Origin of the sequence: Candidatus Clostridium stratigraminis, assembly GCF_045310675.1 — a bacterium.
Lineage (GTDB): Bacteria > Bacillota > Clostridia > Clostridiales > Clostridiaceae > Clostridium_AT > Clostridium_AT stratigraminis.
Genome location: NZ_JBJHZZ010000001.1, coordinates 867,676 through 890,330, shown reverse-complemented (window position 1 = coordinate 890,330; position 22,655 = coordinate 867,676). Strand labels below are relative to the sequence as shown.

Here is a 22,655-nt window from a genome sequence, read left to right as displayed (position 1 = left end):
CTTATCACCTCCTTTTTCTTCTTTATACAGACCTAAGCATATTTATACTTTCGCCCTTCATTTATAAGTATAGAACTTAATTATTATGATTATATTAAGCTTTTGTTATCTTTTCTGTTAAATCCATATACTTTTTTTGTTTTAACATTTCTATTTCATATTTATATGGAGCAGTCTTCCCTCTGTTTTGTATTTCAATATATGGTGTTTCAAGAATCTTAGGTATATCCTTTAGAAGTTCATGATGTGCCACATAGCAAAGAGCATTAAAGCCTATATGACCGGCCCCAATATTTTCATGCCTATCCTTTCTAGCACCAAGTGTATTCTTACTGTCATTTAAATGGATTACCTTAAGCCTATTAAGTCCAATAATTTTATCAAATTCTTTTAGCACTCCATCAAAATTATTAACTACGTCGTAGCCGGCATCGTTTATATGACAGGTATCGAGACATATTGAAAGTTTATCATTATTAATCACTCCATCAATAATCTCAGCTAGTTCCTCAAAGGTTTTACCACATTCAGAGCCTTTTCCTGCCATCGTTTCTAATGCAATTTGAACATTCTGTTCCTTTGTAATAACCTCATTTAGTCCCTTAATAATTTGTTTAATCCCTTTTTCTTCTCCTGCTCCTACATGAGCTCCAGGATGCAATACAATCTGTCTGGCATTTTTAAGGGCCTCGGATCTTTTTATTTCTTCCCTTAGAAAATTAACAGCTAGCTCAAAGGTTTCTGCTTTTTCACTATTACCTAAATTGATTATATAAGGAGCATGGACTATTATTTCTTCAATTCCATTATCAGTCATGTGCTCTAGTGCTTCACTAATCATCAAACTTTCAATAGGTTTACGTATAGTATTTTGCGGTGCACCTGTATAAACCATAAAAGTATTTGCTCCATATGATACGGCTTCCTCTGACGATCCAAGCAGCATCTTTTTTCCACTCATGGAAACATGAGAACCAATTTTTAACATATTATCACCCTATCTAATATTCATTATTATATAATATCTGTTTTAAATTATATCATTAAAACTTAGAAATTCAAAGTCTTTTTTGTTCTTAATTCTAAAGGCCACTGAAGAAATAAAAGTGGGTCATTAACCCATAGCCTTCTCCAATTATTTAGCTTTTATAATTTTAAAATTTGAATTTCATTTAAAACAAAGTTAAGAATGGTAGAAATATAAGGATTAAATATGCTAAAATATAAAATACTATAAGAAAAATATATTGTAATATGAGAAGAGGTAAATATCTTGATAAACATAGGTAGTTATAACAAATTAAAAATATTAAGACAAACTGAATTTGGCTATTTTTTAGATGGCGGTACTGGTAAAACAGCAGATGATATTCTATTACCAAATAATAATATACTTGATGAAAAAATAAATATTGATGATGAAATCGAGGTTTTTATTTACAGAGACACTAAGGATAGGCCAGTTGCTACTTTAAAGAAACCTTTAGCAAAAGTAGGTGACATTGCTTATCTAAAGGTAGTTTCTAATACTGGCATTGGAAGCTTTATTGATTTTGGGCTTGAAAAGGATATTTTAGTTCCCAAAAAGGAAAAACTTTATGGACTTGAAAATAATAGATTCTATTTATTCTACATTTATTTAGACAAAACAGGAAGAATTGCTGCCACTACTAATATAGATAAATACTTAATAGAAAATAATATTTATAAGCAAAATGATACTGTTACAGGAATTGTTTATGATTTTCAAACAAATCACAGTGCAATGATAGCTGTAGATAATAAATACAGAGGAGTTATACTTCACAACGAATATTTTACAGATCTTCATCATGGAGATGTTCTGGAACTTACTGTTAATAAAATTTATGAAGATGGTAAACTTGGTTTAACTCCAAGAAAATCTGCAAAAACAGAAGTTACAATTCTTCAAGAAAATATATTGAATTACTTAAAAGCAAGCAGCGGGTTTATGACCTTTAATGATAAAACCTCTCCTGAAGAAATATATAAAACCTTTCATATAAGCAAAAATTATTTTAAACAAGCTCTAGGCGGCCTTATGAAGAAAGGTTTAATAACCCAAGATGAAAAAGGCACTTCATTAAAAACTAAATAATAATTTTAGCAATAAATTGATTGAGGCCACTAGTCAAATTTAAACAACTGCATAATTACATAACTTAAAGGTAAAACTATATGCGATAGATTATGTAATTTATGGAGGCAGTTATGACAAAAAACGAAAATAAAGCTAAAAACAAGATGCAGAATAAACCCCCTAGCAACAACAAATCAAATAGTATGAGCATGAAAACTTCTCAAACTACTCGTACAGATAAAGCTTAATACCAATTAGCAAAGACTTTGCCATCTGGCAAAGTCTTTTAATATGATCTTTTCAAAACTTTAAATAATCTCCCTTTAATTTTAATTCCTCGAAATTATTAATTATTTATAATAGCTTACTATACATGCAGCTGTACAGTTACTTATCAAATAATCCACCCGTTTTCTTGCTGCTTCTACTTGCTTTTCTTTGTTTTCCAATACTTTTATCTGCTCTCATATTTCCACTTTGCTCAGCACTTTTTCTCTTCTTTTCTTCAATTATTTTTTTCATCATTTCTATATTTTTATCTGACATAATAATTCCTCCATATATATTAATGCATGTATTATATTTTATCATAAATATTTAAAAAATAAATGGCAAATACTATAATAAAGTTTTTATGAAAGGATGGTAATATAAATGACCACAGAAAGCCAAGTAAAGGATTTATTTTGTCAGACCTATGATGTATCTCAAAATGAGGTAAAGGTATTAAATTATTCAGATAAGACATTATCTGTAGAAATTCAAGATACTGTGTTTAACTATACTTATACCTTTGAAAATAATGTTATAAGATTCAAACCAGTTGATAAATTATAGGTGAAACAAAATGGATATAAGCATTATTGGAGTTCCAATATTTTATGGAGCAGATAAGAGAGGACCTGAATATGGTCCTAAGAAATTAAGGGATAAAAATATTGTTGAAGTAATAGGAAGGTATAATCATAGAGTGTTTGATTTTGGTGATTTGTTTGTTCCAGTTGTTGAGGAATATAATAAATTTTTTTCTCATCCAAACATGAAATATTTTGAACCTATAATTCAAGTAAACAATAATCTAGCACATATAGTTTATTCCTCAATTAAAGGTGGAAGTTTTCCCCTTGTTATTGGCGGAGATCATTCTATCGGGCTTGGAAGTATTGCAGGAGCCAGCAGAGCTTACGAAAATCTTGCTGTAATTTGGGTGGATGCCCATGGGGATATTAACACACAAAAAACCAGCGGAAGTGGTAACGTACATGGTATGTCCCTAGCAAAAGCCATGGGGCTTGGTTATGATAATCTTTCAGATGTTTATTATAAAGGCATAAAGGTAAAAAAGGAAAATGTATTTATTGTTGGTGCCAGAGACTTAGATCCAGGTGAGTATGACTTCATTAAAAGTGAAAACCTACATGTTTATACCACAAAAAGAATTAAAGAAAAAGGCATGGACCATGTAATTAGTGAAGTATTAGATGAAATTAATCAAAGCAATATTAATAATGTTCATCTAAGTTTTGATATTGATTTTATAGACGGAAGTTTAGTCCCGGGCACAGGTACTGCTGTAGAGAATGGTCCTTATATTGAGGATGCAAAAACTATTTTGAAAACCTTAGGACAATCAAGCTTAATTAAATCTATGGATTTTGTTGAATTAAATCCTCTACTAGACAAAAATGACACTACTGCAAATATAGCTGTAGAACTATTAGCTTGGACCTTCAAGTTCCTAAAATAACAAGATAAAATATTCATTCCATAATAAAATTAATTGTATTTTAAGCATTAAGAACAGCGGTGATCTAGTGGAATCACCGCTGTTTATTAGATTTCCATAATAATAGGTAAAACAATTGGTCTTCTTTTTGTTTTTTCGTATAAGTATTTCTCCATAGACTTTTTCATACTGTTCTTTAATACCTGCCATTCAAGAATTTCATTTTTTAAGCAAACTTCTATTTCATTCCTTACTATTTCCTTAGCTCCATTAATTAAAGTCTCTGATTCCTTCACATATACAAAACCACGAGTTATTATATCTGGTCCTGCAATAATACTGTAGGATTCTCTTTCAATGGTGACAACTATTGTAAGCATACCGTCTTGAGCCAGATATTTTCTATCTCTTAAAACTATATTTCCAACGTCCCCCACTCCAAGTCCATCAACAAATACATTTCCAGTACGAACCTTTCCTGATATTCTCGCCTCATTCTTTGATAATTCTAATATATCTCCAGTATCAAGAGTAAAAATATTACTGTCATCCATACCTAATTTTATTGCTAAGTCTCTATGGTGTTTTAAGTGTCTATATTCACCATGGACTGGCATAAAAAATTTAGGATGTACTAAGGTGTGAATTAGCTTAAGCTCCTCCCTATATGCATGACCTGATACATGCACTTCTTCTAATGCTTCATAAACAACATCTGCACCTTTTTTAAATAGCTGATTTATTACTTTAGAAATAAGTTTACCGTTACCAGGAATAGGAGAAGCCGAAATAATAAATAAATCCTTTGGAGCAAGCTGAATTTTCCTATGGCTTGAAAAAGCAATCCTAGCTAGTGCAGCCATAGGTTCACCTTGACTTCCAGTAGTGATAATTGTAATTTGATCATTTGGATAATTATTTATATTATCCACACTAATAAGACAAGCTTCTGGTATATCTAGATAGCCAAGTTCCATAGCCACTCCAGAAATATTCTCCATACTCCGTCCGCTAAAGGCCACCTTTCTGTTGTACTCAATAGAAGCATTCACTATTTGCTGCATTCTATGAATATTGGATGCAAAGGTAGCAACAATAACCCTACCTTCAGCTTTTGAAATAATTTTCTCTAAGGTTTTCCCAATTGACTTTTCTGAAATTGTCTGACCTTTACGTTCTATATTGGTACTGTCAGCCATAAGCAGCAGTACTCCTTGTTTTCCTAAGGCAGAAATCCTTTCTAGATCCATAATCTTACCATCTATTGGTGTGTAATCTACTTTAAAATCTCCAGTATGAAATATTACACCTATAGGGGTATGAATTGCAAGACAGCATGAATCAGCAATACTATGAGTGTTTCTTATAAATTCAACACTAAGTTTTTCTATTATTACTACTTCTCCTGCTTCTACCCTGTTGAGGTTACAATCTGAAAGCATATTATGTTCCCTAAGTTTATTTTCTACAATACCTAAGGTAAGTCTTGTTCCATATACTGGTACGTTAAGCTGCTTTAAAATATATGGTAGTGAACCAATATGATCTTCATGACCATGAGTTAAAAAGATACCCTTTACCTTCTCAGCATTATCCAATAAATAAGTTATATCAGGTATAACTAAATCAACACCATACATTTCCTCATCGGGAAAAGATATACCGCAATCAATAACTACAATTTCATCTTCAAAGGCTATGGCAGTAATATTTTTTCCTATTTCTCCAAGGCCTCCTAAGGGAATAACCTTTACATTTTCATCACTCAATTGTATCACCTGCTTTTAAAACATATTTACTATCTATTTTTTCTTTAAAAAAAAATTTAATTCTTCAATAAATTTAATTATGAAATAAATCTTATAACTTTATTTCCTTTAGCCAGCTTATATGATTTAAATGCTTTGAGTAATAAAAAAGTTCGTATGAAAGTAATACTACTAATAATACTTTAATACGAACTATTAATAATTCTATTTTGTTATTACATCTGCTGTTTTTTCTCCAGGCTTCTTTATGCCCTTAAAAATGTTAATATTTTCAACAATATTCATGTTCGTAATAATAATTGGAGAAATTACACTTTTAGCCTTTTGTTTTATAATGTCTAAGTCTAAGGTTAGAAGCAAATCTCCCTTCTTAACCTTATCACCTTGCTTTACATGTGCCGTAAAGCCTTCACCATTTAAGTTTACTGTATCTAAACCAATATGGACTAATATCTCAAGCCCTTCATCTGTTGTAATAGCAACTGCATGTTTCGTCGGGAATAATACTGTTATTTCACCACTCATAGGTGCATAAACCTTATTCCCAGAAGGTATTATAGCAAAACCATCTCCTAATATCTTATCAGAAAACACATCATCAGGAACCTGAGCTAGCTCTACAACTTCACCATCTAAAGGGCTTCCTAAAGAATAGGAACCTCCTATAATCACTTTTTCTTTATTGTTAGCCTTAGAAACCTCTGAATCTGAAGTGTTATAAACTCCATTATTAGCAATAATTGCTTTTATATCTTCCTTAATGCTTTCTGCCTCAGTGCCAAAAATTACTTGAACGCTGTTTCCTGCAGTTAATATCCCTGCTGAACCCAGTGCTTTTAAAGCCTTTTGATTTACTTTAGATGAATCTTTTAAATTAAGTCTAAGTCTTGTAATGCAGGCATCTAAAACTTCAATATTATCTTTCCCACCGATAGCTTCTAATACTTTAGCTGCTCTTTCGCTACCCTTGACATTCATAAGAACAACTTCCTCACCCTCATCCTCTTCTCTACCAGGCGTCTTTAAATCAAAGGCCTTTATTGAAAAATAAAATACTACAAAGTAAAGTGCAAAGAAGGCAGCACCAACTATCCATATAAGCCAAGGATGACCAGCAAATTTAAAGCCTAATAAGTAGTCAATAAAGGAGGCTGAGAATGTATAGCCTAATCTTATATGAAGAATACTTGTAATAATTCCAGATAAAAATGCTGCAAGTACATGGAAAACAAATAATACAGGAGCTACAAATATAAATGAAAACTCAATAGGTTCTGTAATACCAGTCAAGAAAGATACAAAAGCTGCAGAAACCATCATTCCAGCTATTTTACTTCTGTTTTCCTTTTTTGCAGCTGCTATCATAGCTATTGCTGCTCCAGGAAGGCCAAACATTAGTATTGGATATTCAGAAGCCATAAATACACCGGCAGTAGGATCTCCATGGAAGAACCTAGCAGAGTCACCAAAGTAAGTTACGCCGTTTGAAGTAAACTGTCCAAATTGATATAGGAATGCTGGATAATACATATGATGTAATCCAACAGGAATAAGTAATCTCTTACCAGCTGCATAAAATGCAGGTCCTAGAACTGAGTTACTTGCCCATAGTGCAAATACATTAATACCATTTTGAACTGGAGCCCATACAGTTACCCCAACCATTGCAAATACCAGGGCTGCTAAAGATGTAATAATTGGTACAAATCTTTTTCCTCCAAAGAAACCTAACACTTGAGGCAGCTTTATGTTATGAAATTTATTATAAAGAGCTCCCGCTATTAGTCCTATGGCAATACCCCCAAAAACCCCCATATTTATTGTAGACTTTGTAACTATATCACTATATGAAGGTGTGGTCATAAAAGCTGTAAGAGTCATATGATTAGCTGCGGCAGCTTTTTCCGCAAGAACATTAGCCGCATTAGTACTTGCTACTTTAATTATCCCTTCAAGGATAAACTCTCCTACTACTGCTGCAAGAGCTGCAACTCCTTCTCCGCCAGAGAAACCAATAGCTACACCAACTGCAAATATCATTGGTAAATTTCCAAATATAACGTCTCCTGCTTTAGCCATGTATGCGATATTAAGCAGGTCAGGCTGACCAAATCTAAGTAAAAGTCCAGCTGCAGGTAAAACTGATACTGGAAGCATCAAGGATTTACCTATTTTTTGTAGTACTGCAAATAATTTTTTCATTATAATTCCTCCTATTTTATTTTGCCTCAATAGGCTAATATAAATATTGTTTTTTTCATTATATATTTCATGCAAAAAACAAAGCACGAGCTTAAAAAATAACTTAATAAATAAGTTATACTTTAAGCTCGTGCCTAATTTAATAGTAACACTACTTATATTTCAGAAAGTCTCCTAAGATGCAAGGCAATATAGCCTATTTCATCTTCAGGTATCTTAATAGAAAACAAATTTTCAATTTTTAAAGAAATCTTTACAGCTAAATCGTATTCATTATATAGCTCTTTTTTTATGTTGTCAAGCAGGTAATTTTTTATTGTTTTTTTATTCAATACCCTTTGCAGCATTAAATCTATATGTGTTATAGTTCTAATATATTCAAGTGAGTTTTTCTTTACATCCCTTTTGATAAGCTTGAATATTAGCTCCATAATCTCTCCAACTTTTTTTGTGTAACTTAAGGCAGAGGTAACCTCTTCCTTATTTATTGCTGCTTTAATGTGCATACATATAAAGCCTGCTTCATCCTCAGGCAGCTTAGTTGTGATCCTATCATTTATCATCAATAATGCCTTTTGTGCAAGTGCATATACTTTAGGATATAAAGCTGCAAGTTCATTTAAAAATGGATTTTCAATTTTAACTCCTGTTTCAATTCTATGAATTGCAAAACTTATATGATCAGGAAGAGAAACATGTATGGCTTTGCTAAGTTTTTGATCAAGTTCCTTTTCGCATAAAGAAATTATTTCTTCAGAAAGTCCAACAATTTCTCTATTAATATTTTGCAGAATCCTATCAAAGTTATCTTTTACATCTTCCTGCTTTACAAAAATGCTTTCAATTCTGTCTTTATAAAGTTCATCACCCTTTTGCGAGGCATATCCAATAGCTTTCCCGACTAAAACATATTCTTCCTTATCCTTTACACCGATTACAACATTGTTGTTAAGTATTTTTTTTATTGTGTAAACTTCCATTTCTGCCTCCTAAAAAGCTATCAGTAACATTAATATTGTAATGAATTTCTTCGATTTATTCAATAATCTATTTAATTTTATAAAGGTATGTTATGGAGCAGTATTATTTGCCCCATTAGGAGTATTAGTTTGTTGTGAAGGCGTAGTGTTTTTGTTAGAATTATCACTCGGGTTTTGGCCTTCAGTATTGGTATTTGTATTGGTATTGGTATTATCACTCGGAGTTTGAGTTTGTGTATTTTGCTGCGGATTATTTGGGTCTGGATTTTGAGTATTTGGCTTTGTAGGAACCTGTTCTGGTGCTTTACCTTGTGTAGCTTCTTTATTAGGTGCTTGATTATTACTTTGACTAGTATCTTCTGGTTTTTTATTATACACAGCACTATTGTCAGGAACCTTTAGATTTGATGGTACAGTATTATATATAAACTTATAAAGCGCAGTGGCACTATATTTTAAATTAGGAATTAAAACAGATTGACCATTAATAGAAGTATCTTTAAAATATCCATCAGCAGGTAACCTTAGGTTATCTGTTGTGCTATCACCAAATTTATATACAGTATAAACAATTTTAAGCATATCTTCAAAAGGAATATTAGTTTTGACATATTGTGACATGGTTGAATAAAGCTTAGGATAACTTAAAACACTAGTATCCTTTACCTTACTTAGTAGTAAGGATAAAACTCTTCTTTGCCTGTCAGTTCTTTCATAGTCATTATTTCCTACTTTTCTTATTCGGCAGTAGGATAATGCCTGCTGTCCATTTAACTTTTGCATACCAGGAGATTGAATTAATGTAGAATTTGCTCCATTCACCTCTTTAATATACTTATTTATTTCTTTTACTTCATAATCTTTTACATCCAGTTCTACTCCATCTAAATTATCAATAAGTGACTGGAACCCTTGGAAATCTATAGCTATATTCTTATCAACATTTAGTCCAAAATTATATTTAATAGTTTTCTTAAGAAGATCAATACCGCCAATTTCAAAGGCTGCATTTATTTTATTATATCCCTTTCCAGGGATTACTACATACATATCCCTCATTAGAGATGTCAGCTTTACTTTCTTTGTAGATGGGTCTATAGTTGCTATTATTATTGAATCTGTTCTTGAATCGTTAAATGCTCCCCTAGTATCTACTCCAACTAAAAGCACATTAACTATATCAGTTTCTTCACCATAATTAGTCTCCGTTTCCACCGGTTCAGAACTAATTTCGGGCACAGTGTTATTGTTTTCTGCTGTTGGTACAACAACTAACATATTTTTATTATATATATGTTTTATATATAAATAGCACGAAAGTACTACAGCTATAACTACAATAAAACTGCATATTCCAATCATGATCAGCCTTTTCTCTTTAAAAAGCTTTTTTAACTTCCCCATATAATGCTTCCCCCTATATATTTCTTTAATTATTTACTTAAAGTATAGAAATCATTTCCATAAAATTATTATATATTAACTCTTCTATTATATGAAATTAATTTTTTATGAATACTTGCAATTCTACTGTAATAAGCAAAAAAGCTAAGCATTTGCTTAGCTTTTAAATAATATTTTCCTCTTTTTTCTTTGAATCAATAAATTGAAACTCATCAGCAATAACTTCTGAAATATATTTTCTTTTTCCTTCTGCATCTTCATAACTATGGGTCTGGAGTCTCCCTGTTACACTTATAAGTTTACCTTTTAATAAATGATCGTTTACTACTTCTGCTCTTTTACCCCAAAAGGTAACCGGTATAAAATCTGCTTCTCTTTCTCCATTTTTGTTTTTAAAGTTTCTTTCTACTGCAAGAATAAATTTTGTGTTAACCTTACCACTTTCTTCGAAAACCTTCATCTCTGGATCTTTTGTTAATCTGCCAATTAAAACAACTCTATTCATGTCTTCCTCCAACATCTATATTTGTTTTTAATTCTATCCAGATTAACTTTTATTAAACAACTTAATTGCTTCTTAACAAAAAATTTATTATTAATATTTTATATGTTTTACCTGATTTCTAATTGTTTATTTATTTAATCATATAAGTGACATGCCACAAAATGTTTTGGTTTTAGTTCTTTAAGTTCAGGTTTAATTTTATGACAGACCTCCATTGCCTTTGAGCATCTATCTACAAACTTACAGCCTTCTTTCGGATTTATGGGGCTTGGAACATCTCCTTGAAGCACTATACGATGTCTTTTATGCTGAATTTTTGGGTCAGGAATAGGTATAGCTGAAAGTAAAGCTTCTGTATATGGATGCATAGAATGATGATATACTTCATCGCTGCTTGATAATTCCATTATTGCTCCTAAATACATTACTGCAACTCTATCTGATATATATCTTACCATAGATAAATCATGTGCTATAAATAAATATGTAAGCCCATACTTTTCTTGCAAATCTTGTAATAGGTTAACTACCTGTGCTTGCACAGATACATCTAGAGCTGAGATAGGTTCATCACACACAATAAAATCAGGGTTAACAGCAAGTGCCCTGGCTATTCCAATTCTTTGTCTTTGTCCTCCACTAAACTCATGAGGAAACCTATTGGCATGTTCTTTATTTAAACCAACTAATTCTAAGAGTTCGTCTATTCTCTTTGTTCTTTCTTCACCTTTTAAAATTTCATGTACATCAATACCTTCAGCAATTATATTTGACACAAGCATTCTCGGATTTAAGGATGCATAAGGATCCTGAAATATCATCTGTACTCTTTTGTTATACTCCTTTTTTTCCTTTCCTTCTAATTTATGAATATCTTTACCATAAAATTTTATCTTTCCTTCTGTAGCATTATATATTCTTAGAATTGTACGACCGCAGGTTGACTTTCCACAGCCTGATTCTCCAACAAGTCCCAGTGTTTCTCCTTTATATATATCAAAGCTTACATCATCAACTGCCTTTAGTATACCTTTACCGCCTACTTTAAAATACTTCTTTAAATTTTCTACTTTTAATATTACTTCCTTATCTGCCATTTTAATTACCTCCAGTCGCTTCTGAAGTATTTAATTTTATTGCTTCAATATGGGGCTTAACCTTAGGTGCTTCAGGGTGGTTTAGCCAGCAGGCTGCAGCGTGCCCTTCCTCTATATAAAAGTTTTCAGGCATTTCTTTTCTGCATATTTTCATAGAATATTCACATCTATCAGAAAATGGACATCCACTTGGTGGGGCAAATAAATCTGGTGGCGTTCCTTCTATTGAGGATAGTCTATTTTCTTCTTTAACAATATCTAATCTAGGAACCGAACTTAAAAGCCCCCAGGTATATGGATGTTTCGAATTATAAAAAATTTGATCCGTACTTCCGTATTCTACAATCTTGCCACCATACATAACTATTACCCTTTGGGATACCTCCGCAACTACCCCTAAATCATGAGTAATAATAATGATGGCGGTATTTATTTTGTTTTGGAGCTCTTTCATAAGTTCCATTATTTGAGCTTGTATAGTAACATCAAGCGCGGTTGTTGGCTCATCTGCAATTAGAAGCTTCGGATTGCATACAAGTGCAATTGCTATCATTGCCCTTTGCCTCATTCCTCCAGAAAACTGATGTGGATATTCATTAAATCTCTGCTCGGCATTTGGAATTTGAACTGTTTTTAACATATCTATGGCGATTTTCTTAGCAGCAGCATTATCTATTTTAGTATGTTTCTTTAATCCTTCTACAATTTGCTTTCCTACAGTCATTGTTGGGTTTAAAGATGTCATTGGATCTTGAAATATGATTGCAATTTTACTACCTCTTATTTCTCTCATTTCTCTTTCATTTTTTTCAACTATATCTTCGCCATTGAATAAAATTTGACCACCTTTAAATCTTGCAGGAGGTTCAGGATTTAGACGCATAATAGATTTCGCAGTAACCGATTTCCCACAGCCTGATTCTCCAACAATTGCAATGGTTTCTCCCTCATATAAATCGAAGGACACCCCTCTAACTGCTTGAATTTCACCTGCATAAGTATCAAAGGATACACTTAAATCTTTTATTTCTAATAACTTTTTCACTTAAATCGCCTCCTACTTTCTTAGCTTTGGATCTAATGCATCTCTAAGACCATCTCCAAAGATGTTAAAACCCAGCATAGTTAAGCTAAGTGCTACAGCTGGAACAAATAAACTATTTGGATAAAGCACAAAAACTTGAGCCCCTTCATTTATTAAGGATCCCCAGGAGGCAAAAGGTACTGGAATTCCTAGGCCTATAAAGCTTAAAAAGGCTTCTGTAAAAATCATTGAAGGTATCATCATTGTCATTTGAACGATTATAGGGCCCATTGTATTTGGAATTAAATGCTTTAAGATAACTCTTTTAGTACTTGCACCAAGGGTTTCAGCTGCAAGAACATATTCAGAATGTTTTAGTCTCATTACTTCTCCTCTGACAATACGAGCTATACCCATCCAGGAGGTAGCTGCAAGAACTATAATAATTGGCTGAATTCCTGGTTTCATAACCTGAAGAAGTAAAATAATATACAGCATGTCAGGTACTACCATTATTATTTCAATAAAGCGCATCATTAAAGTATCTGCTCTGCCGCCAATATATCCTGAAATACCACCATATAAAATACCTATTATAGAGGTTATAAATACAGCTACAAAGGCAATTAAAAATGATACTCTTCCTCCCTCCCATAACCTTGTAAATAAATCTCTTCCGAACATATCAGTTCCAAGCCAATGAGCTTTGTTGAATTCACTTTTGCCTTTACTTTCAATAGTTAAGGTTGAACCACTTGCCTTTGCTGTAATTCCTCTAAAGTCAGGATCCTGTTGAAGCTGCTTTTCTGCTTCACTATTAAGCTTCTCTGCTATTTTATTTAAGGTGTCCCCATTTTCAGTTTTAATTTCAATTTTATATTCCTTTTGATCTCCCTGCTGTGCTTCTTCTGCCTTGTTCCCTATTTTTAAAATTAATGTACCACTACCCTTTAATTTAATATTTTTAAAAGAAATCTTTGTTTTGCCTAAGTCATGGGAATATTTATTATAGGTAAATGCAGTGTTTGATGTAAGCATAATACTTCTTTTATTACTTAGAATCATAGATTGATTTTGTACTTTAAGATCTTGATTTCTGTATGTATATCCATATAATGCCTTAGTTATTATTGGCCCAATAAGAGACATGATTATCATAATAATTAGTATAATAAAGGATATCACGGCAGGTTTATTTTTCTTTAACCTTCTTAATGCATCCTTAATATAAGAGATGCTTGGACGTTTAATTTTCTGAGCTGCCGCCAAATTTTTTCCAACATGTTCAAACATTGTCTTATCCATAGGTTAATCCCCACCTCCTATACTACTTTTTAATCTTGGGTCAATAAAACTATAGGCAATATCCACTATTAACATTGCGGCTATTATTAAAACAGCATAAAAAATTGTAATACCCATAATCATAGGATAATCCTGCTCAAGTATTGTATTTACAAAATATTCACCAAGTCCTGCTACGGCAAATACCTTTTCTACTACAATTGAACCTGTTATTATTGCTGCAAAAAGAGGTCCTAAGACTGTTACAACAGGCATAATTGCATTACGAATAATATGTCTTAAAACAATTTGAAGCTTTGTTATACCCTTAGATTTCGCCGTAAGTATGTAGTCTTGTCCATTTACTTCCAAGGTGGTGGTACGCATCATTCTAGATACAAATGCAATAGTTCCAAGGGAAAGAGTTATTACAGGAAGGATTAAGGATTTTTGAGTATTATCCACAGTTACTGGGAGCCATCCAAGCTTAACACCAAAGTTATAAGATAGAAATGGTCCCATTACAATATTTGGAACAGCTACTCCTATTATTGCAATTAGAATTACTATATAATCTATCCATTTCTCATGGTTAAGCGCTGCAATAAGACCAAAAAATATTCCCAGAATACTTGCAAGCAGCATTGCCCTCCAGCCAAGTGCAAAGGACTTGGGAAAGCTAGTTTTTATAATTGTTGATACTAAACGTCCTGGATATTTAATGGATGTCCCAAAATCTCCATGAACTAAATGATTTATGTATATACCATATTGCTGAATTATTGGTCTATCTAATGCATACTTTTCCATTAAGGCTTGTTTTACATCTGGCTTAAGCTTTGGATCATGAAATGGATCTCCTGGAAGCGCCTTCATAAGTACAAAAGTTAGCGTTGCAATAACCCAAAGTGTTATAAAAGCATAAAAGGTTCTTTTTAAAATATACCTCAGCACACTAAATTCCTCCTACTATATAATTAGCCTTATTTATAAGGCACATACATATTAGAAAAGGTATATGAAGCATATACCTTTTCATAAAATATTCTTTATTTAAGGCTTACTTTGACTCAGCATTTTTAGCTGTCATATCAATATCTGCCCAATAGAAATCAGTGTTAGCTCCTATTCCTCTGTGTACTACGCCTGTCAAATAAGTTTTGTAGGTCCAATGAGCAACTCTATAATAATCTGGAGCAATAACCATATCATTCATAAGTATCTTTTCTGCATCATAGAAATAGCTCATACGTTTTGCAGGATCTGCTTCTGTTCTAGCTTTTTCAATCAAATCATCATAGTTCTTGTTACTGTATTGTCCATAATTATTACCATTACCTGTTTCAAACAATTCCATATAGGTCATTGGGTCTAAATAGTCTGGACCCCATCCGTCAGCACAAAGAGCGAAGTTTCCAGCTTGTAATCTGCTTAATTTTTCTGACCATGGAACAGGTATTAAATTAACAGTAATTCCGATTTGCTTCCAATCTTCTTGATATTTCTGAGCTATTTTCATAGATATATCACCAGTATCAATTAGCATATCCATTGCTGGCAGCTCTTTTAAATTAAGCTCCTTTAAGCCCTGTGCCAAAAATTCCTTAGCTTTATCCTTTTGATTATCATCAAATAAAGTTACACCATTCTCATCACGGAAAGCCTTATTTAAGCCTAAGAAATGCGTTGGTATAAGAGCTAACGCTGGATCATCTCCTAAATTTATCTTTTCTACAAAGGTTTTACGATCCATAGCATAGGCCATAGCTTTTCTTATATTTACATTTTGAGTTATCTTGTTGCTGAAATGATTAAAATCTATATAGAATACTGTGTAGTCAGGCATATTCTCAAGAGGCTGTAATTTATATTGATCTAAGGTAGCTTGATCTTCAAAATCTTTTAAATCTGTGGATTGAATTGCTGAACCATCTAGTTTACCGGTCTTTAAAAGATTTGTTCTCGTTGCAACATCATTAACAACCTTAATATTTACTTTATCTATTTTTATATTGTCTTTATTCCAGTAATTGGGGTTTTTATCCATAGCAAAGCTTTCTTTGTGCTTCCAATCCTTAACAACCCAAGGGCCATTGGAAAGCAATCCAGCTGCTTCTAAGGTATAGTCCCCTGCTTTTTTATGCTCATTATAGAACTTTTCATTTACTGGGAAAAATACTGGGAATGCAGTTAGTCCTATAAAGAAAGGTACTGGAGAAGCTAATTCTATTACTATACTTCCATCCTTTTCTTTTGCTCCAACCTTAGCCCATAAATCATCTTTTAGCTTCTTATATTCAGCATTTTCTTCAGCTGTCATTGCTTCAATTCTCTTAGAAACCTGTGCCTTTAGATCTTTTTTCTTAGCAGCATCTGTTTCTGTTTTTATTGAATCATTTAAAGCCTTAAAAGCTGCATCCTTTCCAAGTAAATAGCTCTTTTTAGTAACATCGGCATAATCTTGAGCACCTTTTATATATGAAATCATATAGCTATAAGGTGTGCTGTCTTCCATGGCAAGTCTCCATGCAAAGAAGAAGTCTTGAGCTGTAACTGGATCTCCATTACTCCATTTAGCGTCTTTATTTAGTACAAAGGTATAAGTATTAGATGCTTGATCAAAACTCCAGGACTTTGCAACACCTGGTTCATATTTTCCTTCCTCTTTACCTGCTCTTGTTAAACCTTCTAAGAAAAAGTTTCCAAGATACATATCTGGTGCACCAATCATTTGAAGAGGATCTAAGGTTTGAGGCTCATCACCAACATAATAATCTAGTACCTTATCTACCTTTGCAGTTTGATCATTTGTTTGTGGTTTTGTTTGACACCCTGTAAGTACAGATGTAAATACCATGACAGCCATCACTAAAGACGCAACTAGCTTTTTGCTTTTCATTAATTTTCCCCCTTTTCACATGTTAAAAAATTATTCTTGTATTAATTTAAGTAACATACTTAATACTATGAAAATGAATTTAAGGATATGTCTAATATTTTTAATAAGACACACTCAAAATTAAAATTTGAATTAGCTTCTCATAATTTGCTTGACATATTTTTTAGCGACATTGACATTAAATGAATGTTCATTTATTATAGAATTATAATGAGGTGTCTAATATGAGAAGAAAAGATGATGAAAAACAAAACAGCATAAAAAAAGCAGTAATAAACAGCATATTAAGAGAAGGTCTACACGGAACCTCCATGTCAAAAATAGCAAAGGAAGCTGGTGTCTCCCCTGCCACAGTCTATATATACTATCATAATAAAGAAATGATGCTTCAAGATATTTATATAGAATATTCTGAAGACATCTTTTCCTATTTGCTTGAAAAAACTAATACGGATATGAATGGAAAAGAACTTATTGAGATTCTTATAAAAAGTTATTATATCTATATTAAAGATAACGAGGAAATATTTAATTTTGTAGAACAATTTTCTAGCTGTCCTGTTTTATCTAACAACTGTGCTGTTAGGAAAGGCATATTTGATTTATATATTTTTTTTGATGAACTAAAGGAAAGAAAAGTAATTAAGAACTTTAGTAATGATAATTTGGCAGCCATTATATTTTCTCCAGTTAAAGTCATTTATAATAATCACTGTTTAACTGATAAGGAGAAAGCAAGTAATCTTTTAGAAATGATTAAAATAATTCAAGATGCCCTTCTTTTATAATAAAGAATTTAAAATTATTTATGTGTCAATTTTTTTTAGTGTACCAATAAAGTTTTTGAAAGGATTAAGATATGAGAAAAACAACAAATAAAAATATAGAAAAAATGGTTCTTCCAGTGATAAATAGTCTTTTACTAACTGGAATGACTCAAAAGGTTAAATTAAATAGGTTAAGCGAAGAAGAAATTAAATATTTAGAAAATGAAAATTCAGTAAGTATTGCCCTTCCCCTTAAGGAAAACCACGATAAAAATAATTTAAAGGAAGATGACTTTTATGATACTGGAGTGTTGTTTAAAGTTGAAAAAATAGAAAGCCACAAAGATATTTATGAAATTACTCTTAAGGTTTTAGACCGTATAGAAATTAAAAAATTGAATATAACTTCTGAAATTATTATGGGAGATTTTGATAATGCCTCAGATGATTTTGATTTAACCAGTTCGGAAAAAGAGAATATACTTAAAGAGTTAAAAAATGTAATACATGAAACCGCTGCTTATTTTAATGATTCAGAGCCTATAATAAAGAAAATTGATGTAATAGATGATATAAATAAATTAATAGGATATGTATCTCAATTTGCTAGAATTTCAAATGAAGATAAATATGAGCTCCTTCGCATTAAGTCTTTAAAAGATCGAAGTTTGCGTTTTCTAGAGCAGCTTCATAAAAATAAAGAAGGCATAAAGCTTCAATTTGAACTTGCAGAAAAGTTTTCTGAAAAGGCAAATAAAAATTATAGAGACCAAGTGCTTAGAGAGCAATTAAAGGCAATCCAAGAAGAATTAAAGGACGGAAAGGGTAATAAAAAGGATTATAGAGAAAAAATAATAGCAGCAAACATGCCTAAAGAGATTGAAGAAATAGCCTACGAGGAGTTAAATAAGCTTGAAAGTCAAAGCTCTACAAGCTCAGACTATAATATAATAAGAAATTATTTGGATTTATTGGTTCAGCTTCCTTGGAAATCCGGAAAAAATGCAAGCATCAATATTGAAAAAGCTAAGCAAATACTAGATAGAGATCACTATGGACTTGAAAAAGTAAAAAATAGAATATTACAACACCTTGCAGTAATGAAGCTTAATAAAGATAAAAAAGGCTCTATCCTTCTTCTTGTAGGTCCTCCGGGAACTGGTAAGACAAGCCTTGGGAAAAGCATAGCTAAGGCTCTAAAGAGAAAGTATATCCGTCTTAGCTTAGGGGGCATAAAAGATGAGGCTGAAATAAGAGGACATCGAAGAACATATGTAGGTGCATTACCAGGAAGAATAATTCAAAGCATAAAAAAAGCAGGTGCAAAAAATCCTATAATGATTTTAGACGAAGTTGATAAATTAATGGGTGGCTATAATGGTGATCCTGCAAGTGCACTTCTTGAAGTTCTGGATCCTGAACAAAATAATACCTTTTCAGATCATTACTTAGATGTACCCTATGATTTATCAGAAGTATTTTTTATTGCAACAGCAAACTCTCTTGATACAATTCCAAGACCACTTTTAGATAGAATGGAAATAATACAAGTATCAAGTTATACAAGCAATGAAAAGTTTAATATCGGAAAGAATCATTTAATTCCAGAAATACTTAGAGAACACGGTCTTACAAGTAAAGAGCTTATTTTTAAAGATGAAGCCTTACACAATATAATAGATAATTATACTTTAGAGGCAGGAGTAAGAGGCTTAAAGAAGCAGCTAGCAACAATAGCCAGAATAGCTTCTGAAAAAGTAGTATCTAAAAGTATTAAGCTTCCATATATAATAACTGAAGATATATTGGAAGATATATTAGGAAATAAAGTTTCAAGACATGATAGAGTCTCCCAGCAGAACCCTACTGGAGTAGTCACTGGACTTGCCTTTACACCAGTTGGCGGAGAAATCTTATTTATTGAAGCAACCTCAATGTCAGGAAATGGACAAGTAATTTTAACTGGCAAGCTTGGAGATGTTATGAAAGAATCCGCAAGAATTTCACTAAGTTTATTAAAGTCAAGACTTGCCATAAATAGCTTTAACTTTAAAGAGACAGATTTGCATATTCATGTTCCTTCTGGCGCTGTTCCTAAGGATGGTCCCTCAGCAGGAATCGCACTGTTTACTGCACTAACCTCACTAATAACAGGAATTAATGTTGATTCAAAGCTTGCCATGACAGGTGAAATTACTTTAAGAGGTGCTGTACTTCCAATCGGAGGTTTAAAAGAAAAACTTCTTGGAGCTCAAAGAGCTGGTATTAAAAAGGTTTTAATACCAAAGGATAATTTAGCTGATCTTAAAGAGGTGCCTAACGAAGTCAAAAACGAACTAACTATTATACCTGTAGAAACTATTGAAGATGTAATGAAAGAAGCGCTTAATCTTAATTTACCTAAGTCTGAATATTTAGTTCCTGACATAATAGCTGCTTCTCATTTATTTAAATAGACATTAACTTAATAAAAATTTAAATATAGTAATTTATAGGCTTTAATTTTTACTGCTTTAAAAAGGCATTAATAATACTTATATGCAGGTTTTAAATTAAGGCTTAAATAAGTAACATTAGGAAGGTATTTTGTATGAATTTTTCAAAGATATGTTTAGAGGATAAAAAAATTATTGATAAATTTATTTTACCCTACAAATTTTTAAGTTGTGAATACTGTTTTACTAGTTTATATATATGGAAGGATGCTTGTGATATTCAATATACTGTTTATAAGGATGCACTTATAATTAAAAAGAGAGATTTTGAAGGTAATTATCATTTTATGCAGCCACTTGGTTATAATAAAGAAAATCTAATGGCAATTATAGAAGCTTTAAAGACTTATAAAGAAGAAAATAATATGCGATACTTATTTAAGGACTTAGAAGAAAGCTTTATTAATGAAGTAAATTTACTCCTACAAGAAAAGAAATCCCTTTGTATAAAAGAAGATAGAGATAACTTTGATTATCTTTATGAAGCTAAAAAGCTAATGACTTTTTCAGGTAAAAAGCTTCATTCTAAAAAGAATCATTATAACTTTTTTACGAAAAATTATAATTATGAAGTTGTAGATATAAATAGCGAAAAGGTTATTCATGACGTAATTGTTGCCGCTGAAAAGTGGTATGAAGATAATGATGAAAAAGATGATAAGCTTTATTATGAGCTTTTAGCAATTAAAGATCTTGTGAAAAATATGGATATATTAAAGCTTAATGGAATTGCAGTATACGTAGATGGGAAAATTGGTGCATTCAGCATTGGTGAGAGCCTAAATGAAAAGCTAGCTGTTATCCACATTGAAAAAGGCGATAAAGATATAGAAGGAATATATAGCTTCATAGCCAGAACCTTTGTTGATAGATGTTTTAATGATGCAGAAATTATTAATAGAGAACAGGATCTTGGAATCGAAGGTCTTAGAAAATCCAAGATGTCCTATTATCCTCTAAAGCTTGAAAAAAAATTCATACTAAGCGTATAGTAGAATTGTTGAAGTATAAAAGCCATCTCTTAAAATACTAAAGAGATGGCTTTTAATTATTTGTTTACTTTAATTAAATTACGCCTTCAGATTTTCATCTGATTTTATTACATACTGTTCATTCATGACACCCAATTTACTTAGTAAAAAGAAGATAATTGATAATATAATACCTACAACTGCTGCAAATGCCATTCCTTTTAATTCAACTGTCCCTATTGTTATCTTGGCACCACTTACGCCAACTACAAATGTAACGGCAGCTAGTACCATATTGTAGTTTTTGCTAAAATCAACCTTTTGCTCTACAAGCATTCTAATACCAGATACAGCAATTACGCCGTATAAAAGAACGGTTATTCCGCCCATTACAGGAGTTGGAATACATTTAATTGCTGCAGCTATTTTACCTATACATGAGAATATAATTGCACATATAGCCGCTCCACGAATTACCCATACGGAATAAACTCTAGTTATAGCCATAACTCCAATATTTTCACCATAGGTAGTATTTGGAGGCGAACCTGCAAACCCAGAAATAATATTACTAATACCATCTCCAAGCAAGGAACGATGTAAGCCTGGATCCTTTATTAAATCCGTTTCAGTTATGTTACCAGTTACAATTAAGTGACCAATATGCTCTGCAAGTACTACTAAACAAGCAGGAGCAATTATAGCAACAGCATTCCAGTCCATTACTGGTGCTGAGAATTTAGGAAGCTGGAACCACGGAGCATCTATTATAGGCTTTACATCAAATTGGCCCATAATAGCTGCAAATACACATCCTGCAATAACAGCTATTAAAATAGGTATTATTTGAAGGAACTTTCTAAACATTACGGAGCCAAATACGCCTACAGCTAAGGTAAACATTGAAATTGCTATAACATTCCAATTAGGATCTCCAGTTAAACCTGCTTGAGCAGCTGCAGTTGGTGCAAGTTCTAGTCCTATTACAGCAACAACTGCTCCCATAACTGCTGGCGGCATTACAACATCTATCCATTTAGTACCCGCATATTTAATAATAAAGGACATTATTACAAAGAATAAGCCAAAAAAGATGAAGCCAGATTGTGCATGATTAAAGCCGCCGTATTTTGAAATTATAAGGGCCGTTGGGGCGATAAATGCAAAGCTAGAACCTAGATATGCTGGAATTCCGCCCTTGGTTACAATAGTATAAACTATTGTTCCAATACCATTCATAAATAGTGCTATGGATGGATTAACACCAAGCAAAAATGGCACAAGGATGGTAGCACCAAACATGGCTGTTAAGTGCTGTAGACTTAGCGGTATGGTTTCTAGAATAGGAAGTCTTTCATGGATGCCAATTACACGTCTCATTTTTCACACTCCTTAAATTATTAATTTTTATAAAATGCAGTGCAATAAATC

General features: G+C 32.1%; 19 protein-coding genes. 6 read left to right on the top strand and 13 right to left on the bottom strand.

The window, feature by feature from the left end:
• Positions 1 to 94: 94 nt before the first annotated feature.
• A complete protein-coding gene (locus ACJDUG_RS04350; RefSeq protein ID WP_406768657.1) occupies positions 95 to 988 on the bottom strand; it encodes a deoxyribonuclease IV in 894 nt (297 codons plus the stop codon).
• A gap of 285 nt (positions 989 to 1,273) precedes the next feature.
• Here ACJDUG_RS04350 and ACJDUG_RS04345 point away from each other — a divergent pair, with 285 nt between their 5' ends.
• Positions 1,274 to 2,119: a CvfB family protein gene (locus ACJDUG_RS04345; RefSeq protein WP_406768656.1), complete on the top strand. Its 846-nt coding sequence runs from the start codon at positions 1,274 to 1,276 to the stop codon at positions 2,117 to 2,119.
• Positions 2,120 to 2,488: 369 nt separating this feature from the next.
• Here ACJDUG_RS04345 and ACJDUG_RS04340 read toward each other — a convergent pair whose 3' ends face one another.
• Entirely contained in the window at positions 2,489 to 2,647 is a 159-nt protein-coding gene (locus tag ACJDUG_RS04340) for a hypothetical protein (RefSeq protein ID WP_406768655.1), read from the bottom strand.
• A 108-nt stretch (positions 2,648 to 2,755) separates the two neighbouring features.
• Here ACJDUG_RS04340 and ACJDUG_RS04335 point away from each other — a divergent pair, with 108 nt between their 5' ends.
• Both ACJDUG_RS04335 and rocF read left to right on the top strand, forming a co-directional pair.
• Entirely contained in the window at positions 2,756 to 2,938 is a 183-nt protein-coding gene (locus ACJDUG_RS04335; protein WP_406768654.1) for a hypothetical protein, read from the top strand.
• A 10-nt stretch (positions 2,939 to 2,948) separates the two neighbouring features.
• Positions 2,949 to 3,848: an arginase gene (gene rocF / locus ACJDUG_RS04330; RefSeq protein WP_406768653.1), complete on the top strand. Its 900-nt coding sequence runs from the start codon at positions 2,949 to 2,951 to the stop codon at positions 3,846 to 3,848.
• 86 nt (positions 3,849 to 3,934) lie between these two features.
• Here rocF and ACJDUG_RS04325 read toward each other — a convergent pair whose 3' ends face one another.
• From ACJDUG_RS04325 to ACJDUG_RS04280, 10 genes are all read right to left on the bottom strand, one after another.
• Positions 3,935 to 5,602, bottom strand: coding sequence for a ribonuclease J (locus ACJDUG_RS04325; protein WP_406768692.1), 1,668 nt, complete (start codon positions 5,600 to 5,602; stop codon positions 3,935 to 3,937).
• A 198-nt stretch (positions 5,603 to 5,800) separates the two neighbouring features.
• Positions 5,801 to 7,798 (bottom strand): glucose PTS transporter subunit IIA, encoded by a 1,998-nt coding sequence (locus ACJDUG_RS04320; RefSeq protein ID WP_406768652.1) that lies wholly within the window; start codon positions 7,796 to 7,798, stop codon positions 5,801 to 5,803.
• A 155-nt stretch (positions 7,799 to 7,953) separates the two neighbouring features.
• Positions 7,954 to 8,778: a PRD domain-containing protein gene (locus ACJDUG_RS04315; RefSeq protein WP_406768651.1), complete on the bottom strand. Its 825-nt coding sequence runs from the start codon at positions 8,776 to 8,778 to the stop codon at positions 7,954 to 7,956.
• Between the two features lie 90 nt (positions 8,779 to 8,868).
• Positions 8,869 to 10,182 (bottom strand): LCP family protein, encoded by a 1,314-nt coding sequence (locus ACJDUG_RS04310; protein WP_406768650.1) that lies wholly within the window; start codon positions 10,180 to 10,182, stop codon positions 8,869 to 8,871.
• A 163-nt stretch (positions 10,183 to 10,345) separates the two neighbouring features.
• Positions 10,346 to 10,687: a single-stranded DNA-binding protein gene (locus tag ACJDUG_RS04305; RefSeq protein WP_406768649.1), complete on the bottom strand. Its 342-nt coding sequence runs from the start codon at positions 10,685 to 10,687 to the stop codon at positions 10,346 to 10,348.
• Between the two features lie 134 nt (positions 10,688 to 10,821).
• Entirely contained in the window at positions 10,822 to 11,784 is a 963-nt protein-coding gene (locus ACJDUG_RS04300) for an ABC transporter ATP-binding protein (protein WP_406768648.1), read from the bottom strand.
• Between the two features lies 1 nt (position 11,785).
• Entirely contained in the window at positions 11,786 to 12,829 is a 1,044-nt protein-coding gene (locus tag ACJDUG_RS04295) for an ABC transporter ATP-binding protein (protein ID WP_406768647.1), read from the bottom strand.
• 12 nt (positions 12,830 to 12,841) lie between these two features.
• Positions 12,842 to 14,113, bottom strand: a complete 1,272-nt coding sequence (locus ACJDUG_RS04290) for an ABC transporter permease (RefSeq protein ID WP_406768646.1) — start codon at positions 14,111 to 14,113, stop codon at positions 12,842 to 12,844.
• Positions 14,114 to 14,116: 3 nt separating this feature from the next.
• On the bottom strand, positions 14,117 to 15,046 hold the full coding sequence (locus ACJDUG_RS04285; RefSeq protein WP_406768645.1) for an ABC transporter permease: 930 nt from the start codon (positions 15,044 to 15,046) through the stop codon (positions 14,117 to 14,119).
• A gap of 106 nt (positions 15,047 to 15,152) precedes the next feature.
• Positions 15,153 to 16,991 carry a peptide ABC transporter substrate-binding protein gene (locus ACJDUG_RS04280; protein ID WP_406768644.1) on the bottom strand — a complete coding sequence of 613 codons (1,839 nt, stop codon included), beginning with the start codon at positions 16,989 to 16,991 and terminating at the stop codon, positions 15,153 to 15,155.
• A gap of 224 nt (positions 16,992 to 17,215) precedes the next feature.
• Between ACJDUG_RS04280 and ACJDUG_RS04275 the strand changes: the two genes are divergently transcribed.
• From ACJDUG_RS04275 to ACJDUG_RS04265, 3 genes are all read left to right on the top strand, one after another.
• On the top strand, positions 17,216 to 17,779 hold the full coding sequence (locus ACJDUG_RS04275; RefSeq protein WP_406768643.1) for a TetR/AcrR family transcriptional regulator: 564 nt from the start codon (positions 17,216 to 17,218) through the stop codon (positions 17,777 to 17,779).
• A 71-nt stretch (positions 17,780 to 17,850) separates the two neighbouring features.
• Entirely contained in the window at positions 17,851 to 20,214 is a 2,364-nt protein-coding gene (gene lon / locus ACJDUG_RS04270) for an endopeptidase La (protein ID WP_406768642.1), read from the top strand.
• A 134-nt stretch (positions 20,215 to 20,348) separates the two neighbouring features.
• Positions 20,349 to 21,245 carry a DUF2156 domain-containing protein gene (locus ACJDUG_RS04265; protein WP_406768641.1) on the top strand — a complete coding sequence of 299 codons (897 nt, stop codon included), beginning with the start codon at positions 20,349 to 20,351 and terminating at the stop codon, positions 21,243 to 21,245.
• A gap of 78 nt (positions 21,246 to 21,323) precedes the next feature.
• Here the strand turns inward: ACJDUG_RS04265 and uraA are convergent, their stop codons facing one another.
• Positions 21,324 to 22,604, bottom strand: coding sequence for a uracil permease (uraA, locus tag ACJDUG_RS04260; protein WP_406768640.1), 1,281 nt, complete (start codon positions 22,602 to 22,604; stop codon positions 21,324 to 21,326).
• Between the last annotated feature and the right edge of the window lie 51 nt (positions 22,605 to 22,655).

Bases quoted from the DNA above. Each gene is read 5' to 3' on its own strand.
- rocF (WP_406768653.1), top strand. From the start codon at position 2,949: ATGGATATAAGCATTATTGGAGTTCCAATATTTTATGGAGCAGATAAG.
- ACJDUG_RS04280 (WP_406768644.1), bottom strand. From the start codon at position 16,991: ATGAAAAGCAAAAAGCTAGTTGCGTCTTTAGTGATGGCTGTCATGGTA.
- ACJDUG_RS04315 (WP_406768651.1), bottom strand. From the start codon at position 8,778: ATGGAAGTTTACACAATAAAAAAAATACTTAACAACAATGTTGTAATC.
- ACJDUG_RS04275 (WP_406768643.1), top strand. From the start codon at position 17,216: ATGAGAAGAAAAGATGATGAAAAACAAAACAGCATAAAAAAAGCAGTA.
- ACJDUG_RS04320 (WP_406768652.1), bottom strand. From the start codon at position 7,798: ATGAAAAAATTATTTGCAGTACTACAAAAAATAGGTAAATCCTTGATG.
- ACJDUG_RS04305 (WP_406768649.1), bottom strand. From the start codon at position 10,687: ATGAATAGAGTTGTTTTAATTGGCAGATTAACAAAAGATCCAGAGATG.
- ACJDUG_RS04265 (WP_406768641.1), top strand. From the start codon at position 20,349: ATGAATTTTTCAAAGATATGTTTAGAGGATAAAAAAATTATTGATAAA.
- lon (WP_406768642.1), top strand. From the start codon at position 17,851: ATGAGAAAAACAACAAATAAAAATATAGAAAAAATGGTTCTTCCAGTG.
- ACJDUG_RS04310 (WP_406768650.1), bottom strand. From the start codon at position 10,182: ATGGGGAAGTTAAAAAAGCTTTTTAAAGAGAAAAGGCTGATCATGATT.
- ACJDUG_RS04300 (WP_406768648.1), bottom strand. From the start codon at position 11,784: ATGGCAGATAAGGAAGTAATATTAAAAGTAGAAAATTTAAAGAAGTAT.
- ACJDUG_RS04340 (WP_406768655.1), bottom strand. From the start codon at position 2,647: ATGTCAGATAAAAATATAGAAATGATGAAAAAAATAATTGAAGAAAAG.
- ACJDUG_RS04335 (WP_406768654.1), top strand. From the start codon at position 2,756: ATGACCACAGAAAGCCAAGTAAAGGATTTATTTTGTCAGACCTATGAT.
- ACJDUG_RS04290 (WP_406768646.1), bottom strand. From the start codon at position 14,113: ATGGATAAGACAATGTTTGAACATGTTGGAAAAAATTTGGCGGCAGCT.
- uraA (WP_406768640.1), bottom strand. From the start codon at position 22,604: ATGAGACGTGTAATTGGCATCCATGAAAGACTTCCTATTCTAGAAACC.
- ACJDUG_RS04350 (WP_406768657.1), bottom strand. From the start codon at position 988: ATGTTAAAAATTGGTTCTCATGTTTCCATGAGTGGAAAAAAGATGCTG.